Annotated in this window: 15 protein-coding genes; 9 read left to right on the top strand and 6 right to left on the bottom strand. The window is 58.7% G+C overall.

The genetic code is table 11. The features are described 5' to 3' along the window. Window positions 1–17: 17 nt before the first annotated feature. On the bottom strand, window positions 18–308 hold the full coding sequence (locus CLU87_RS16750) for a co-chaperone GroES (protein ID WP_099731169.1): 291 nt from the start codon (window positions 306–308) through the stop codon (window positions 18–20). 516 nt (window positions 309–824) lie between these two features. On the opposite strand from CLU87_RS16750, the gene CLU87_RS23365 reads away from it, so the two are divergent. From CLU87_RS23365 to CLU87_RS16715, 7 genes are all read left to right on the top strand, one after another. Continuing rightward, on the top strand, window positions 825–1,181 hold the full coding sequence (locus CLU87_RS23365; RefSeq protein ID WP_199170841.1) for a hypothetical protein: 357 nt from the start codon (window positions 825–827) through the stop codon (window positions 1,179–1,181). Between the two features lie 316 nt (window positions 1,182–1,497). Further along, window positions 1,498–2,319: a FadR/GntR family transcriptional regulator gene (locus tag CLU87_RS16740; RefSeq protein WP_099732219.1), complete on the top strand. Its 822-nt coding sequence runs from the start codon at window positions 1,498–1,500 to the stop codon at window positions 2,317–2,319. A 236-nt stretch (window positions 2,320–2,555) separates the two neighbouring features. Further along, on the top strand, window positions 2,556–3,848 hold the full coding sequence (locus CLU87_RS16735; RefSeq protein ID WP_099731168.1) for a CaiB/BaiF CoA-transferase family protein: 1,293 nt from the start codon (window positions 2,556–2,558) through the stop codon (window positions 3,846–3,848). Beyond that, window positions 3,845–5,038 (top strand): thiolase family protein, encoded by a 1,194-nt coding sequence (locus CLU87_RS16730; RefSeq protein WP_099731167.1) that lies wholly within the window; start codon window positions 3,845–3,847, stop codon window positions 5,036–5,038. Before CLU87_RS16735 ends, CLU87_RS16730 begins: the two co-directional genes overlap by 4 nt. Continuing rightward, entirely contained in the window at window positions 5,035–5,466 is a 432-nt protein-coding gene (locus CLU87_RS16725; RefSeq protein WP_099731166.1) for a Zn-ribbon domain-containing OB-fold protein, read from the top strand. The genes CLU87_RS16730 and CLU87_RS16725 overlap by 4 nt, the downstream gene beginning before the upstream one ends. Before the next feature lie 20 nt (window positions 5,467–5,486). Next, window positions 5,487–5,960 carry a MaoC/PaaZ C-terminal domain-containing protein gene (locus CLU87_RS16720; RefSeq protein ID WP_099731165.1) on the top strand — a complete coding sequence of 158 codons (474 nt, stop codon included), beginning with the start codon at window positions 5,487–5,489 and terminating at the stop codon, window positions 5,958–5,960. Between the two features lie 21 nt (window positions 5,961–5,981). Next, the gene (locus tag CLU87_RS16715) at window positions 5,982–7,139 is read left to right on the top strand and encodes an acyl-CoA dehydrogenase family protein (RefSeq protein WP_099731164.1); all 1,158 of its coding nucleotides are present in this window, start codon (window positions 5,982–5,984) and stop codon (window positions 7,137–7,139) included. A 92-nt stretch (window positions 7,140–7,231) separates the two neighbouring features. On the opposite strand, the gene CLU87_RS16710 is transcribed toward CLU87_RS16715, so the two are convergent. From CLU87_RS16710 to CLU87_RS16690, 5 genes are read right to left on the bottom strand one after another with little or no spacing between them, the layout of a single operon-like run. After that, window positions 7,232–8,599 (bottom strand): MmgE/PrpD family protein, encoded by a 1,368-nt coding sequence (locus CLU87_RS16710; protein ID WP_099731163.1) that lies wholly within the window; start codon window positions 8,597–8,599, stop codon window positions 7,232–7,234. Beyond that, window positions 8,596–9,558 carry a tripartite tricarboxylate transporter substrate binding protein gene (locus CLU87_RS16705; protein ID WP_099731162.1) on the bottom strand — a complete coding sequence of 321 codons (963 nt, stop codon included), beginning with the start codon at window positions 9,556–9,558 and terminating at the stop codon, window positions 8,596–8,598. Before CLU87_RS16705 ends, CLU87_RS16710 begins: the two co-directional genes overlap by 4 nt. A gap of 45 nt (window positions 9,559–9,603) precedes the next feature. After that, window positions 9,604–9,957, bottom strand: a complete 354-nt coding sequence (locus CLU87_RS16700; RefSeq protein WP_099731161.1) for an NIPSNAP family protein — start codon at window positions 9,955–9,957, stop codon at window positions 9,604–9,606. After that, the gene (locus tag CLU87_RS16695) at window positions 9,954–11,693 is read right to left on the bottom strand and encodes an FAD-dependent oxidoreductase (RefSeq protein ID WP_099731160.1); all 1,740 of its coding nucleotides are present in this window, start codon (window positions 11,691–11,693) and stop codon (window positions 9,954–9,956) included. The genes CLU87_RS16700 and CLU87_RS16695 overlap by 4 nt, the downstream gene beginning before the upstream one ends. A 12-nt stretch (window positions 11,694–11,705) precedes the next feature. Then, window positions 11,706–12,677, bottom strand: a complete 972-nt coding sequence (locus tag CLU87_RS16690) for a tripartite tricarboxylate transporter substrate binding protein (protein ID WP_099732218.1) — start codon at window positions 12,675–12,677, stop codon at window positions 11,706–11,708. Between the two features lie 156 nt (window positions 12,678–12,833). Between CLU87_RS16690 and CLU87_RS16685 the strand changes: the two genes are divergently transcribed. Beyond that, a complete protein-coding gene (locus tag CLU87_RS16685; RefSeq protein ID WP_233193805.1) occupies window positions 12,834–14,273 on the top strand; it encodes a hypothetical protein in 1,440 nt (479 codons plus the stop codon). A gap of 13 nt (window positions 14,274–14,286) precedes the next feature. Beyond that, window positions 14,287–15,414: a CaiB/BaiF CoA-transferase family protein gene (locus tag CLU87_RS16680; RefSeq protein ID WP_099731159.1), complete on the top strand. Its 1,128-nt coding sequence runs from the start codon at window positions 14,287–14,289 to the stop codon at window positions 15,412–15,414.

Here is a 15,414-nt window from a genome sequence, read left to right as displayed (position 1 = left end):
TTCAGAGGGGCGAGAAATTACTTCTCAACCACTGCAAACAGGTCGTCTTCCTTCATGACCAGCAGCTCGTCGCCCTTGACCTTGACGGTCTGGCCCGAGTACTTGCCGAACAGAACGCGGTCACCGACCTTCACGTTCAGGGCGAGCACTTCGCCCTTTTCGTTGCGCTTGCCGGGGCCAACGGCCAACACTTCACCTTGATCGGGCTTTTCAGCGGCGTTGTCAGGGATCACGATGCCGGAAGCGGTCGTGGTTTCGCTTTCAATACGCTTGACGATCACGCGATCGTGCAGAGGGCGAAGGTTCATTGCAATGCTCCTGTTTTCAGTAAAAAAGCTGAGGGACTCAATCAGCCCCGGCCATCCGGGGCCACCAAACTGCCAGCAGGGAATGCGGTGTTAGCACTCGTCTGCGGTGAGTGCTAATGATACGGGCATTTGTGGCCATTTCAAGACACCCCCTCAGAACATGGGGTCGAAGGTGCGGAACGCTGCGGAACGCCACTCTACTTTTGCGGAACGCCACTCTACTTTCGTTTTTCCGCCACTTAACTTTAGATTTGACGACCCGCTGGCGCGCAGGGACTGGGCACGTGATCTGTTTACCACCTCTGAGCCGCAAAGAATCACAATTGAAAAATTAGAAGTAAGTGCAAACTATCGACTGCATTCGACAGTGACTTGGTTGCTACTACGTCAGCCTAAGGCTGATGTGAGACGCTCGCGGACCAGGAGCTGAGCGGCAGCATCCACGGAGACCCGGAGCATACGGGCGCCGCGTTGGTCTTTAAGGGTGAAGCGAGGCTCCAGGCGTTTGACTTCTGGATGCGAAATCCGGACTACTTGGCTGCGGAGTTGATTGATCTCTTCCTTCACACACAGGACAAGACGTGCCTAGGTGCGGCCCAGGAAATCTTCGACAACGAAGAACCCGACTTACGTCGCGTCCCGATGGTTGCCGTGCATTCAATGGAAGCAAGGGCTCTTGAGCTCGTCGCGCGAGGGCATAACTGGAGTCTGGATGATCTCGGTGGGGTAGGCGCGCTTGAAAACGCCGTTAAGGATCCGAGCCTACGAACCGCAGAGACGGCGCAGCTGTTTCACCTGTTGGATGGACTGGTGGGTTACGCCCGTCAACTGGGAGTCCGCGTTTCAATTGTTGACGTGCCATACACGCCTTGATGTCGAAACAAGGGGATGGACGCCCCCACCCGTAGACAACATCGAAGTGCCACAGTGAATGTGTCACCCGTCTGATCGAACGCTGCTCTCAGATCAACATGTATTCGCTGGCTGCTTACTTCGTAATCGATGCCAAAACTCTCCGATCTCCTTGCTTGGCGTTGTCGTCAACGACTGGACGCCACCTGCGACGCCGATGGCTTCTCGGTCGAGGTCGGCGAGTACCTGTCTGCTTTCATCGTCAACCATATTGGGTCTTGCAGCGGTCGCTTTTGGTCCTATCATTGTGCCAATCTAACTATTGGCTCTGAGCACCTTGACGGACTCACAATCTTCCAAACGTTCCTCTGACGAATTAGCACCTGTCTTTAGGCCAATCAAGTCGCAGCGTGCATTTGAGGAAATCGCAACGCAAATCCGCGCCCAGTTGGCCGAGGGTAAATTGCGCGTAGGCAATCGATTGCCTTCTGAACGGGCGCTTTCCGAGCAATTTGGTGTTTCCCGCAACACATTGCGTGAGGCGCTTCGCTCGCTTGAGCATTCGGGGTTGGTACGACTTCAGAAGGGTGCGACTGGCGGAGCTTTTATCACCGAGGCCAGTGGCGAGACAATCGCAACCGGTTTGCTGGACATGTTCCACAGTGGGTCAATACTGCCGGCCCAATTGACCGAGGCTCGCATCTGGCTGGAATCCATCGTGGTCCGCGAAGCTTGCCAGCGCGCAGTTCCCAACGACATCGAAAACCTGCGCGAAAATGTGCGGCAAGCAGAGGAGGCGAATGCGCAGGGGGATCTAGGCAAGCGCGCTGAGGCCAATTTGGAGTTTCACCGAATTCTCGCGCGCATGACCGGGAACCCTGTCATGGTGATCGTCATGGACAGCGTGCTTTCTGTTTTGCGGCACTTCGTACAGACAATCGGTCCCTACGAGAACTCGTTTGTTTTGCCTTCTCGCAAACGCTTCATCAAGATGATGGAAGCGCGGGATGCGGAGGGTGCGGTTGCCGAAATGGAAGCTAGTCTCAAGCGCCTACAGCGCAGCTACCTTTCCCTGGCCAAAGAAGCTGCGCCGGTGGCAGCTGCAAAACTGCCTGAAGGAGCCTACGCCGAGAATCCGATCAGGACGCGTAATAAGTAGCTCGCGCGGTGGGAGCTATATTGATGGCCCGATAGCATCTGCAAGCGCTGAGCCACTCGCTGCTGGCGCAACACTAGCAGCTCCCCTTTACGTAACGCCTATGAAAGCCCCATCGACAGCCGTCGATGGGGCTTTTTGACGTTATGTACCGGTACTGGTAATTGACCCGCACATACGCAGGGCTGGGCAAACTTCTTTTTTTCAATATAATGGTTGAACCATTGATAGGATAACCAATGTTCAATCAGCTAAGCATCGACTCCCTTCCGGTCCATCAAAGTACGCCGTCTCAGGCGTCGCCCGCGCTCGAGGGGCTTCGAGTGATCGACTTCACGCATTTCGTGGCGGGCCCGCTGTCGACACAGACCCTGGCCGACTTCGGCGCCGACGTGATCAAGATCGAAGCTCCGGAACGGGGCGAAGACTTTCGCCACTATCCCACTGTGGACCCCGCCATTCCGGCCCAGGGAGGTCCCTTTATCTGGGCCAACCGCAACAAGAAAAGCCTCGCGCTAGACATGAAGAGCGAGGCAGGGCTCAAAATTGCGAAGGAACTGATTGCCCAGGCCGACGTGTTGGTGGAGAACTTCTCCAGTGGCGTGATGGATCGATTTGGGCTGGACTACGCAGCATGCGCCAAGCTCAATCCTCGCCTGGTCTACTGCTCCATCTCGGCCTACGGGCGCGAAGGTCCTTACGCGGACCGATTGGGCTTTGACCCAATCGCGCAGGCGGAAAGCGGCTTTATCTCCATGAACGGGTACAGAGACCGACAAGGAGTTCGCACGGGCGCCGCAGTGATGGACGTTGCGACGGCAATGTCCGCCACCAATGCCATCTTGCTGGCGTTGATGGCCCGCACGAGGGACGGTGTGGGGCAGAAAGTTGAAGTGGCCTTGTTCGACACAGCCATCCTCATGACCGGGTTCGGCGCCATGCAGCACCTGACCACGGGCTACGAGCCTCAGCGTAACGGCAACGTCAGTCCCGACACATGTCCTTCGGGCGTTTTCCAGTCGCAAGACAAACCTTTCTATATCAACTGTGGCAATGACAAGATTTTCCAGCGGTTGTTTGAGCAGGTGCTGGAGCGGCCCGATCTTGCGCACGATCCCGTACTCTCGCAGCGGGTCAAGCGGCTTGAGCAGCGCGAGCGCATCTTTCAGATCATGGACGAGGCCTTCGCTAAGCAGCCATGGAGCCATTGGGCGCCACTGTTGCGTGCAGCGAACGTGCCGCACGGGCAGGTACGGACACTGGGTGAAGCACTCGCCTCGGATGAAGCGCGCTCGCGAGGCCTAGTCACGCGCATCCCTCACCCGGTCAAGGGCTGGATTCCCAACATCGCCAGTCCATTGCGATTGGCGCGGACGCCGGCGGTAGCACCCTTTGCCGCACCGTCCGTCGGGCAGCACACCCAAGCAGTTCTGAGAGAAACGCTGGGTTACGACGAAGACCACATTGCGCAGCTGCAAGCTGAGGGAGCATTTGGAGTGGCAAGCGCCGATCCGGTAAAGGTGGCATCGTGACCCGACGCGTCGCTTTGATCGGCGCCAGCGCCATCCCCAACGGCAGGCATCAGACCGCAGACGATGAAGAGCTGCAGGTCCTTGAAAACGAGATCATGACGCGGCTGGTCGCCGAAGCGGTCCAGGACGCGGGCATCTCCAAGGAAGACATCCAGAGCCTGGTGTTTACCTTGCCGCGTCCCTACACGCGCCAGAAGTACTTCCACACATTTCTGGTGGGCCAACTGCGGCTGGCCTGCCGCGGCAGTGTGATGGAGGTGATGGGCAACGGCATGACGGCGGCATTGGCCTTCGACAAGGCTTGCGACGAAATCCTTCTGGGTCGCTCAGATGTGGCGCTGGCGCTCGGCATCAACATGGAAAGCGCAGTCTCTGCCGCAGAGCACATGATGAGCAGTATGCGAACGACGGGGGATGTGGACTTTCACACCTCCGCTGGCTTTACGCCGATTGCGTGGTATGCGATGGACGCCATGCGCTACATGCACGAGACCGGTGCTACGCGCGAGCAACTGGCCTCTGTGGCGGTGAAGAACCGCCACCACGCTTCGTTGAACCCGTTAGCGCAGTACCGTAAACCGATCACGCTGGAGGAGGTACTGGCGCAGCGCCCCATCGTCGAGCCACTGGGACTGTATGACGTGCCGCCACGCGGAGATGGCGCCGCATGCTTGGTGCTGGCGAGTGAGGAAGTCGCCAAGTCGCTCGGAAAGCCCTATGTACTGGTGCGTGGCCGCGGGTTCTACCACGATGGTTCGCACCAAATCAACGACGTGCCCAACGACATGATCGGCTTCGAGGCTGCTGCCCGCGCATCGCGCGATGCCTACGCGCAGGCAGGTATCACTGCCGCCGACCTGGATGTGGTGGAGCTCTACGCCCCCTGCACGATCGTCGAGGTACTGGTGAGCGAGGCGATTGGCCTGGTGCCCAGAGGCCATGGAGCCCACGCAGCTTTTGAAGGGGAGACGCGCCTGGGCGGCCGCATCCCGGTGTCGACATCCGGCGGCCTGACCTCTCGGGGCCATCCGGCGTACGTGACTTCACTCTACAACTACGTTGAGCTCGCCGACCAACTGCGCGGCCGGGCTGGCGAGCGCCAGGTGAAGAACGCGCGCTTCGGCCTTTCCACTGGCGAACTGGGTAACTACAACGCCGCCCTCGTACACGTTCTGGAAGCCATGGCATGACGCAGATACACACATTTCCAGCGCCGGGCCGCCGTGCCTATCCACCGCGTACCTCCGCTTTTACCAGAACGTTCTGGGACGGCCTCGCACAAGGCCGCTGGCAGACCACCTGCTGCGAGACTTGCGGCAAGCAGACGTTCCCGCCGCGACCTATCTGTCCGCATTGCTGGTCAGACTCGGTGGTCTGGAGCCCGCTGTCCGCCCGCGGCACGCTCTATTCCTGGACCCGCATCCATGCGGCACCTGCCGTCTTTGCAGCCGAGGCGCCCTATGCCGTTGGCATTGTCGACCTAGATAGCTACATCCGGGTTGCATGCCGCCTGCTAGATGCTCCGGGCGTTACCTGGAACCCCGGGATGGCCGTGGAAATGGTCGTCCTGCAATACGAAGACGGGCCGCTTTTCGCGGCGCGAGCGGTCGCGTCCTGAAACTTAAGCAAGGAATCAAAATGCGAGGTAAATGTATTGAGGAATTCGAGGTCGGGCAGGTCGATGAAAGTCGGGCCCGCACCATTACCGAAACGGATGTCGTGCAGTTCTCCTGGATCTCTGGCGACGTCAATCCAATGCACACGGATGCAGTGCATAGCGCCAAGTCTCCGCTGGGACAGCGCATCGCGCATGGTGCGCTAGGGCTTTCAGTAGCCACTGGGTTGAGCGCCAGTCTTGGCTACCTGGACGGCACAGCAGTTGCGGCACTGGGTATTGATGAGTGGAAATTTATCAAACCCATCCTACTCAACGACACCATCCGCCTGCGCGCCACTGTGGTTGCCGTGCGACCAACTTCCAAGCCTGACCGCGGCGTGTTAGTCCGCCGCATGGATCTTCTGAATCAGCACGACAACGTCGTGCAGACCGGACTCATGACCACCATGGTCCTCACTATTGCCGGCCGCGAGGCTATGAAGAGCAAGCCCTGAATCTGTTTCCACGGAGTAACCATGTCCCAATCACTGATCAATACCGCCGGCCTAACCGAAGACCAACGCATGATGCGCGAGGGCGTGCTCGACCTGCTGTCGCGCCACCTCCCTTGGGAGAAAGTGCGCAAGATGGACGAGGCGCGCGAGTTTCCGCATGAGGCCTACAACGCGCTGGCCGACGCCGGCTACCTGGGCCTGTTCTACCCCGAAGAACTTGGTGGCATGGGTGGCACCTACAAGGACATCGCGGTGTTACTGGAAACACTGGGTTACTACTACACCGGTATCGCCCAGGCTGTGACCACTTCAGCGATCTATGCCGGGATGCACGTGGCGAAGTTTGGCTCGCCAGAGCTGAAGCAGGAAATCATTCCCAAGATCATCAGCGGCCAGGCCAAACTGGCATTGGGCATGTCGGAGCCTGGCACAGGCTCCGACGTTGCAGGGATCAAGACGTCCGCAGTCCGCGATGGCGATGACTATGTGATCAACGGAAGCAAGGTGTGGATTACCTGCGCCCACGTCGCAGATTACATCGTGGCCATTGTGAAGACGGATACGCAGGCCCGCCACAACGGGATCAGCACCATACTGGTGCCGACCAAGGCGCACGGCGTCACGATCCGCCCGCTTTCAATGCTTGGCCGCCGTACCACCCATGCAAACGAAGTTTTCTTCGACAACGTCCGGGTGCCGGCGGGGAACCTGTTTGGCGGCGAAGGACAAGCCTGGAAGAACATCATGAAAGCCCTGGGTCTGGAGCGCCTCGGCCTGGCCGCGATCTCATCCGGACACTGCTTCAAGATCACCGAATACGCGCGTGACTATGCCCGTGACCGCATTCAGTTTGGCAAGCCGATCTCTCAGTTCCAGGTGATCCAGCACAAACTCGCCGACATGATGATCATGTCCGAGACAGCGCGCCAGATGACTTACCGTGTGGCCGACCTGCTGGACGGCGGCTTTCCCGTGGTGCAGGAGGCATCGGTCGCCAAGATCGTCGCCACCGAAAACAACTTCAAGTGCGCCGACATCGGCATGCAGATCATGGGCGGAGCCGGCTACTCTAACGAGTACGACATGCAGATGTTCTTCCGCGACTCGCGCGTGGGCCCCATCGGCGGTGGCACCAGCGAGATCCAGCGCAACATCATTGCCAAGCAGATGGATCTGTAGTAAGGACGAAGGCTGATGAGAAAAGGGCCCGCCGGTTTCCCGGCAGGCCCTTTTGTTTTGCGTCACCGCTTTGCGCGCTGGTTTTGCAGCTTTCAGGTGCGAAGCAATGCGATCCACGTATGCACATTGTCCACTGCCTCCAATGACAAAGCCTGTTGCGCGAATAGCTCGGCACGAGGGCGCCCCAGTACCGGATCGGCCAGCGCGTGGAACTTCGCCACCACCTCACTGTCGCCCAAGGGCTCCTGAGGCGAACCGCGCGGAGCTGTCCCTGGTTGCACCTTGGTCTGCCCGCTGGCGTCAGTCACCGCGATACTGCATTGGTGATAGTGCGTGAGCCCACTGTCTGGCAGCACGGTGATTCGTTGCATTGCCGCCAGCACCTCCGGACGCTGCAGCTGGTCGGCCAGCGCGATGCTGTGCTCCGGCAGGATCACGTCGGCGCCGCAAGCCACCAGCGCCAGGCAGTACTGCAAGTGAAAGCGGGCGTCGTTGGGTGAGTCTGGAAGGCGGTCCTTGCTCACGACGTCGGCCACGTAGGTAGGTACGCGCACTTCAACGCGCGAATCCTGCAATGCCGCACCGGTGCGCAGGCGCAGTTTGCCCAGGGCATCTGCAGCGGAATGCAGGTAACCGCAGCATGCGTGCAGCTTGCGCCGCGGTTGCTCCAGCGCCCAGCGGTTGTTCCAGGCCGCTGCATCGAAGCTACCGTCCGTAGAGGCCGTGGCGAAGTATCCGACCTTGCTGTCGAGCAAGTTCACGGGGCCCGTCATGCCCGCCTTCGCATACTGCGCAGCGGTCACGCCCGCGTCCGCGGGCTGGGCGCCAAACAGCATTGGCTTGACTGAGCCTCCGTGGCCAAAGATTACTTCTGCGGGACACCAGCCGGCTAGGCTACCGGCAATTGCCATGGCATGCAGCGTTTTCTCTTCGTCCAGCGAGAGCAAGTGAGCGGCGGCAACAGCCGAACCGAAAGATGCCGGTATGCCCACGGGTACCAGACCTGCCTCGGTGTAGCGGCGCAGTGAGGGGTAGACAGATTCATACACCCGCGTGGTCACTTCGATGCCACGAACGACCGCCTCGAGCAAACGCGCGCCGCTGGTCTCCAGCGACTCACCAAGGGCGAGCGCAGCCGATACATTCCCGATGCTGGCGTGACCACCTATGAGATCGTTCAGTTCGAGGACGTCGCCCAGATAGCCGTTGATGCGCATTGCTGCGCGCAGCCCGCGACGGTACGAAGCGCCGAATACAGTGGCGGTTTGATCGCCCGACTCTGGCTCGCACGCGAGTACCAACTGCGCCTCCTCGGTACGACTGCCAGCCAATATGCACCCGATCGTATCCAGGATGCAAAGTCTCGCTTGCTGTCGGACGGACTCGGGGATGTGGGCGCCAGACATAGAGCGCGCCTGCTGCGCGATCTGCCACAAGGTGGAGTTGGTGGCTGTGTTCATTCTTTTTCTATCCCCGCCTGTTGTGCCACGGCCTTGTATTTGGCGGCGTCCTTGCGCATCTCTTCGCCGTAGGCCTGCGGCGACAGCACCGTTGCCTCCATGCCCAGGCGGGTGTATAGGGCTTGGACATCTGGGGTAGCAACGGCTTTGGCAATTTCCTTATGCAGTCGCTCGATCACTGGCTGGGGGGTTCCTGCCGGGGCCAATACACCAAGCCAGCCGTTGAACGCAAAGCCCTTGAAGCCTAGCTCCTGCATGGTTGGCACATCGGGCAGGCTCGGCGTCCTGTTGGAGCCCAGCACGGCAAGCGCGCGAACACGCTTGGCCTGAAGCATCGGTCCAACGGCCCCCAAAGCATCGGGATTGACGGTAAGCCGACCAGCCAGCAATTCCGTGAGTGCTTGAGGAGGACTGGTGAAAGGAACACCGAGCAGGTCGATGCCAGCACTGCTGTTCACAGCTTCCATAGCGATCCTGTAAAGGCCCGCCGAACTTCCATAAGTCAGGGACTTGGGGGTTTTCTTGGCAGCAGCCACTAAGTCGGCGACGCTCCCGAAAGGTGAATCCTGAGGCACCGTGAGCAACAAAGGTGTGTTAGCCATCGTAGCGACAGGCGCGAAATCCTTGAACAGATCAACAGGGACACTCTTCGAGATGATGGGAGGCACCACCGTGGTTGATACAGTTCCCACCACCAATGTGTGTCCATCGGGTTTGCTGCGTGCTACGGCTTGCATACCTATCCCCCCCATAGCACCAGGTCGGTTTTCTACTACCACCGGCTGGCCCAGCGGACCTGCAATTTTCTGCGCCACTGCACGCGCCGTCACGTCGGAACTGGACCCGGGAGGGAAGGGAACAATCAGCCGTACTGCCTGGCTCGGGTACTGTGCTTCAGCTTGCACACCAGCGCATGCAAGCGCGAGTGTGATGGAGAGGGCGCATTTATTCAACTTCATATTTGTCTCCTAATTTGGTCAGTCGCAGCCCTTCGGGTCTGCGGCTTACTGGGGCAAAATGGCAAGATTCACGGGGGCAGTGCGGATCAGTCGCGTTTCTTGCGACGTGATGAGGTGACCAGACGCGGCAAGGTAGTTCCCGAAGGCAGGATGGTTATCGCGCGCGCGGCTCCGCCGCTCATAGTCAGCCAAGTCGGTGTAGCCCCACAGGTGGACAAACTGGTTTTGAGGACCCACAAAGCTGGTGTAGAAACCCAGCGGATGCCCCAACGTTTCCATCAATACCGGAATTGCAAGACGCTGAAACACATCAAGAAACTCTGGCATCTTTCTCAGCGCGATGGTGTAAACACGGTGATCCACCAACGGAAGATCAAGTTGAGATAAATGGGCTGTCATGCGTATCCCCGTTCCCCGGTAATCGACGGTTCTGGCGTTGCCGCGCGTATTGCTGCATCGGCAATGTGGTTCGCAGTGACATACCCAAAGGTCATATTGGGGCCATGGGTGATACCCGCTCCTGGATAGTTTCCACCCATGATGCTGGCTCGATCATTGCCCACCGCGTAGAGGCCTGCAATCGGAGTGCCATCGCGACGCAGAACTTCCCCGACAACGCTAGTTGTGATGCCATCGAATGTTCCGAGGTCGCCCATCACCACCTTCACGGCAAAAAATGGTCCTTGCTCAATGGGCGCAACACAAGGGTTGGGTTTGCGATCTGAATCGGCAAGGTAGCGATTGAAACTGGTAGTTCCCCGTCCGAAGGCAGGATCATCTCCTTTAACTGCGTCTTTGTTGTACTCGCGCACGGTTCGCTCAAGGTTGGTGGCGTCGATACCAGCGCGTTTTGCGAGATCTGCAAGGGTGCGACCTTTGATGAGATAACCATTGCGCACAAAACTACCGATCGGCATAGGAGCAGGCTTCACATAGCCCAAGCCATACTTGGAAAGGGTTGACTTGTCGCAGACGAGCCACATAGCCGTCTCCTTCATGCTCGCGCAAGCCTTTGCCATCGCCGCGCCGACGTCGTGATAGGAATTGGATTCGTTGGTGAACCGGCGGCCATTCGAGAGCACCCCAATCACACCTGGCTTGTAGCGATCCAGCAGGTGCGGGAAGACGCCAATCTCCCCCTTGCCAAAGTCCACCCGTGTCACGGGCATCCAGGCTGCGGGCTCCTGAAAGCGGATATCCACAACACCGCCGACAGCCTCAGCCATATTGGGACCATCCCCTGTATTGCTCTTGGGCGTTGGTGAAAGATGCTGGTGTCCTCGATCGACATGGGGATAGGCCTTGGCGATCCGCTGGACATCGTGCGGAAAGCCGCCTGTAGCGAGCACCACACCATGTCTTGCAGTGATGCGCTGGTCGATGCCCAGACGAGTTGCAAGCACACCAACTACACGCCCGCTCTCGACCAAAACATTCCGTACCGGTGTCTCGGTGAGGATGGGAATTCCAAGATCAAGTGCTGACTTGGCCAGCCGGGCGGCAAGTGCGTTACCACTGGTGACCTGCACAGCACGGCGATACAACGCGAGTTCTTTCATGTGATTCGCCAGACGCTTGGCGACATAAAAGAACGAAGTCAAGGATTTGGTTACGCGAAAGAAGTGCTTGAGATCTGCGTTGGATGAGTTGAACATCATCCCCATGAACGTGATCGTTTTCAGCGGGGGCTTGAGCCGGTCCATATCCTTGCCCAGTTCCCGAATGTCGTAAGGAGCTGCCAAAATGGACCGTCCGATATCGACACCTCCAGGAGCATCAGGGTGGTAGTCCGGGTAGAGCGTAGGGATGAACTGCATGGCGGTGTTCTGCTCGAAGAACTCCACCATCTTTGGACCGTTCTCAATGAAGCACTTCACAGCCTCTTCGTCATAAAACTTCCCAGTTTCGGACTGCATATAGGTCTGCACTGCTCTGACGGAATCACTGGCGTTTTGCTTGCGGCCATGGTGGTTGAGCGGAATCCACAACACGCCACCGGATAAGGCGGTCGTACCACCAAAGACGGGCTCCTTTTCCAGCACCACTACATCCAGCCCGCGTCTCTTTGCTGTGATGGCGCAAGCCAACCCTGCAGCGCCTGAGCCTGCAATGACGAGATCGTACTTAGTCTTCATGGGGGGCCTCCCTTACTCAGCCTTGATGCCGTACTTGCTGACGACTTCACGCAACTGAGCTGACTCTTCCCTCATCACCTTTGCAAACTCGGCAGGGGTGGACGTCTGGGGCAATGCGCCTGTAGGCTGCAGTTTTTCGCGAATGGAATCGTCGGACATCACCGTCTTGACAGCTGCATTGATCTTGGCAACCACGTCATCCGGAGTGCCTGCAGGAGCCAGCAGCCCGAACCAGATTTCTGAGGTAAAGCCTGCGACCGTCTTGTTGAGTGTCGGCGTACCGGGGAGCAGCGGCGAGGGGTTTGGTGTCGATACACCCAAAAGCTTGATATTGCCTTGCTGAATCTGGCCCAGCATCGCTGACGAAGGTGTTGTGAGCAGCATTTGGACTTCACCTGAGCGAATAGCCATTGTGGTGTTGGCTTCTCCGCGGTAGGGCACATGCTCGACCTTCATGCCGGCCATTTGCGCAAATCTCGCGGATGCGATGTGACCAAACGACGCAGGGCCTGCCGACGCATATTGGATACCGTTAGGTTGGCTGCGTGCGTACTGGATGAAGTCGGCCACGCTGTTGGCGGTAATGGACTTGTTTGTTACCAGCACCATGGGAACTGACGTCATGATGCTGATGGGCTTGAAATCTTTCAGTGCGTCGTAGCCGGCCTTGTCACTCAGTAACGGCGCCAGTAGCACGCCAGAATTGGGGTATAGCAAGGTGTAGCCGTCTGCTTTTGAGCGCGCGACGTACTGTGCAGCAATCGCCCCCGAAGCCCCGGCTTTGTTCTCCACCACGATCGGCTGGCCGAGAAGCTTGCTCAACCGTTCCTGAACCATGCGCACTTGCCCATCGCTGGTCCCACCTGCCGGATAAGGCACAACAATGGTGATGGGGCGCGACGGGAAGCTGTCGGTTTGCGCGCCGGCCAGACTTGTGCTCAAAGCGGCCAAAGCCACGATCAGTGCTCTTTTGCTCATCTTCATCTCTTTTGTCTCCTGGTAGTGGTGGTGCCGCTCTGCCTGAGCAGCAATTGTCAATGGTTGATCCATTCATTGTATAGTAGGTATATCCAGTCTCCAAGCCGCATGAAAACCCTTGGGCGAAAGCCACAAAAGCCTCTCGCATGGGACAGATTTACGATGGACAAGCTGCCCGACTCATCTCCTCAGCCTCAAACGAAACTAGCGGTATCGACCATTACGACCGCGCGGGCCCCGTCAATCGACATTGCTGTGATGGGTGCCATTCCAGCTCTGACGCTGGCGGATCTCTTGTTTCGCAACCCTGGGCTGGTCGCCGGAGTGGCATTTGTGACGCTGTGCTTTTTGTTCCGTCATTTGGGTCACGTCGCACGACCTCTTCGCCGCACTTCAGTGGTGCTTGTAGCCGTGACAGTTGTGCTGCTGCCACTGCTTTCCTCACCCATCGCTACGTTGGAGCGCGGAGTTCGCATCGGTGCGCTGATTGCTTCGCTCTTGGTGACAATCAACCTGCTTTCGCGCTCCGCCTCCCGGGTGCCACAAGTACGCATCCTTCTTCAGCGCCTGTATCACGTGCATCCCAGTCAAAGGTACGGCGTGCTCAGCATGGCGAGCCAGTTCTTTGGCGGCCTACTAGGGCTCGCAGGCATCTCGATGATGATGGAGTCGGCAGCTCAGCAGAAAGACCTGGCTGACTCCGAGAAAATTGCCGCCTTCTCTGCCGTGACTCGCGGCTACGCAGCCCTAAGCCTTTGGAGCCCGATGTATAGCAATATGAGCATCGTGCTGGCCATGTACGAGGGAGCGAGCTGGGCAGGGGTGCTACCGGTAGCGCTGGGTATCACTACGATGTTCATCGTGCTTGGCGTCGTGCTGGACAGATTCGCCATTTCGAGGAGCGGCGTTTCCGCCGATCCATCTGTTGTGAATGTGGGCGAGCTTGTGCGCAGTGGCTGGCCAGTGCTGCTGGCCATGCTCGGTTTTGTGTCGCTCATGGTCGTGACAAGCCGATGGCTGGCAATGCCAATCTCCGCAGTGATCATTTCCATAGCCCCCGCCGCCGCGTGGCTACTGAATGCTCGATTGCAAGGCGGTGGCCTTGGCGGCATCCACGCGGCGACTATCCAACTGGGGCAGGACATGTCCAGCTTCAGAGGAATGGCGGGAGAAGTCATGATTTTCATTGCCTCGGGCTGCGCAGGGACTGTAATTGGCAACGCCATCCCTCCCGAATGGACCGCTGCCGTGGGCGCCTCAGTCGCAGGTTCTCCAGCCCTGGCCTGCCTGACTGTGTCTTCGGCCATTGTGCTGATGTCGGCCAGCGCGATGCATCCCATGCTGAGTTCCGTCATCGTTGGCGCCAGCTTGGGACCTGCCCTGTTGGGCTTGCCAGTGTTGGTGCACATCAGCGCAGTACTCATTGGCTGGGGCCTTGCGATCATTGTTACGCCCTTCTCGGTAGTCAGTGCGCTCGCAAGTCGCTGGTCAGGAATTCCCGTAATCGTGATAAGCCTCCGGGCGAATGCTGTTTTTGTCTTGCTAGCACTTGGTAGCTCCGCCAGCGTTTTGGGGTTGGTCGCTCGCGCCATAGGGAACTGAACTGGAGAAACACGTGGAAAAAAACTCCTCACCCACACGCGAAGGTCCGTTGGTCGGATTGCGAATTGTCGAGTTTGCGGGTCTGGGACCAGGGCCCTTCGCCTGCATGCTCTTGTCAGACATGGGAGCGGAAGTGGTGCGCATTGATCGTCCGGATGCGCCGCCGATGAGTCCTTTGGACATTGTGGGACGGGGACGCCGGACCATCCTGCTGGACCTGAAGCGGCCCGAGGCCGTTGAGCAAGTACTGCAGTTGCTCGAAAAGGCAGACGCGTTGGTGGAGGGTTTCAGGCCCGGGGTCATGGAGCGGCTTGGACTCGGCCCAAAATTGGTTGCACAGCGCAACCCCCGCTTGGTCTACGGCCGGATGACTGGTTGGGGACAAGATGGGCCGCTCGCACAGGTGGCTGGCCATGACATCAACTACATCGCAGTCGCAGGTGCACTAGCCACCATCGGCGAGGCAGATAGAGGTCCCGTGCCGCCGTTGAACCTGGTGGGTGACTATGGCGGAGGCAGTCTGTACTTGGTGACGGGTCTGCTCGCGGCGCTGCTGCACGCTCGCGCTACGGGGGAGGGCCAAGTGGTGGATGCCGCCATCTGCGATGGTGTGCTCTCTATGCTGAACAATAACCTGTCTCACCGATTGCGGGACCTATACCGTGACCAGCGGTATAGCAACATGCTGGATGGTGGCGCGCCTTACTACACAACGTACGAGACTGCCGACAAAAGGCATGTAGCTGTCGGGCCTATTGAGCCCCAGTTTTTTGCCCTGCTGTGTCAACAATTGGATTTGCCCGATACCTTACGGGACGCCCAAAAGGACCGTGCTCGTTGGCACCTCCTACGTGACGCCATCGCCGCTGCATTTCGCCAGCGTACCCTGGCAGAGTGGTGCTTGCGAATAGAGGGTAGCGATAGTTGCTTTGCCCCCGTTCTGACGCTGGAGGAAGCTCAGCAGCATCCCCACATCCAGTCGCGCAAAAGTTTTACGAGCGTCGATGGTGTAACGCACATCGCGCCAGCACCTCGCTTCTCGCGCACGCCTGGACGCATTCAGTGCTCCGCCGGTGTCCCGCCCGTTGATGTCGCTAGCGTATTGGCAAGCTGGCTCAATGATTCTCCCAACCAGCAATGA

The organism is Acidovorax sp. 59, assembly GCF_002754175.1.
GTDB lineage: Bacteria > Pseudomonadota > Gammaproteobacteria > Burkholderiales > Burkholderiaceae_C > Acidovorax > Acidovorax delafieldii.
The sequence above is the reverse complement of the archived record's forward strand: the minus strand, read 5'-3'. Positions and strand labels throughout refer to the sequence as shown.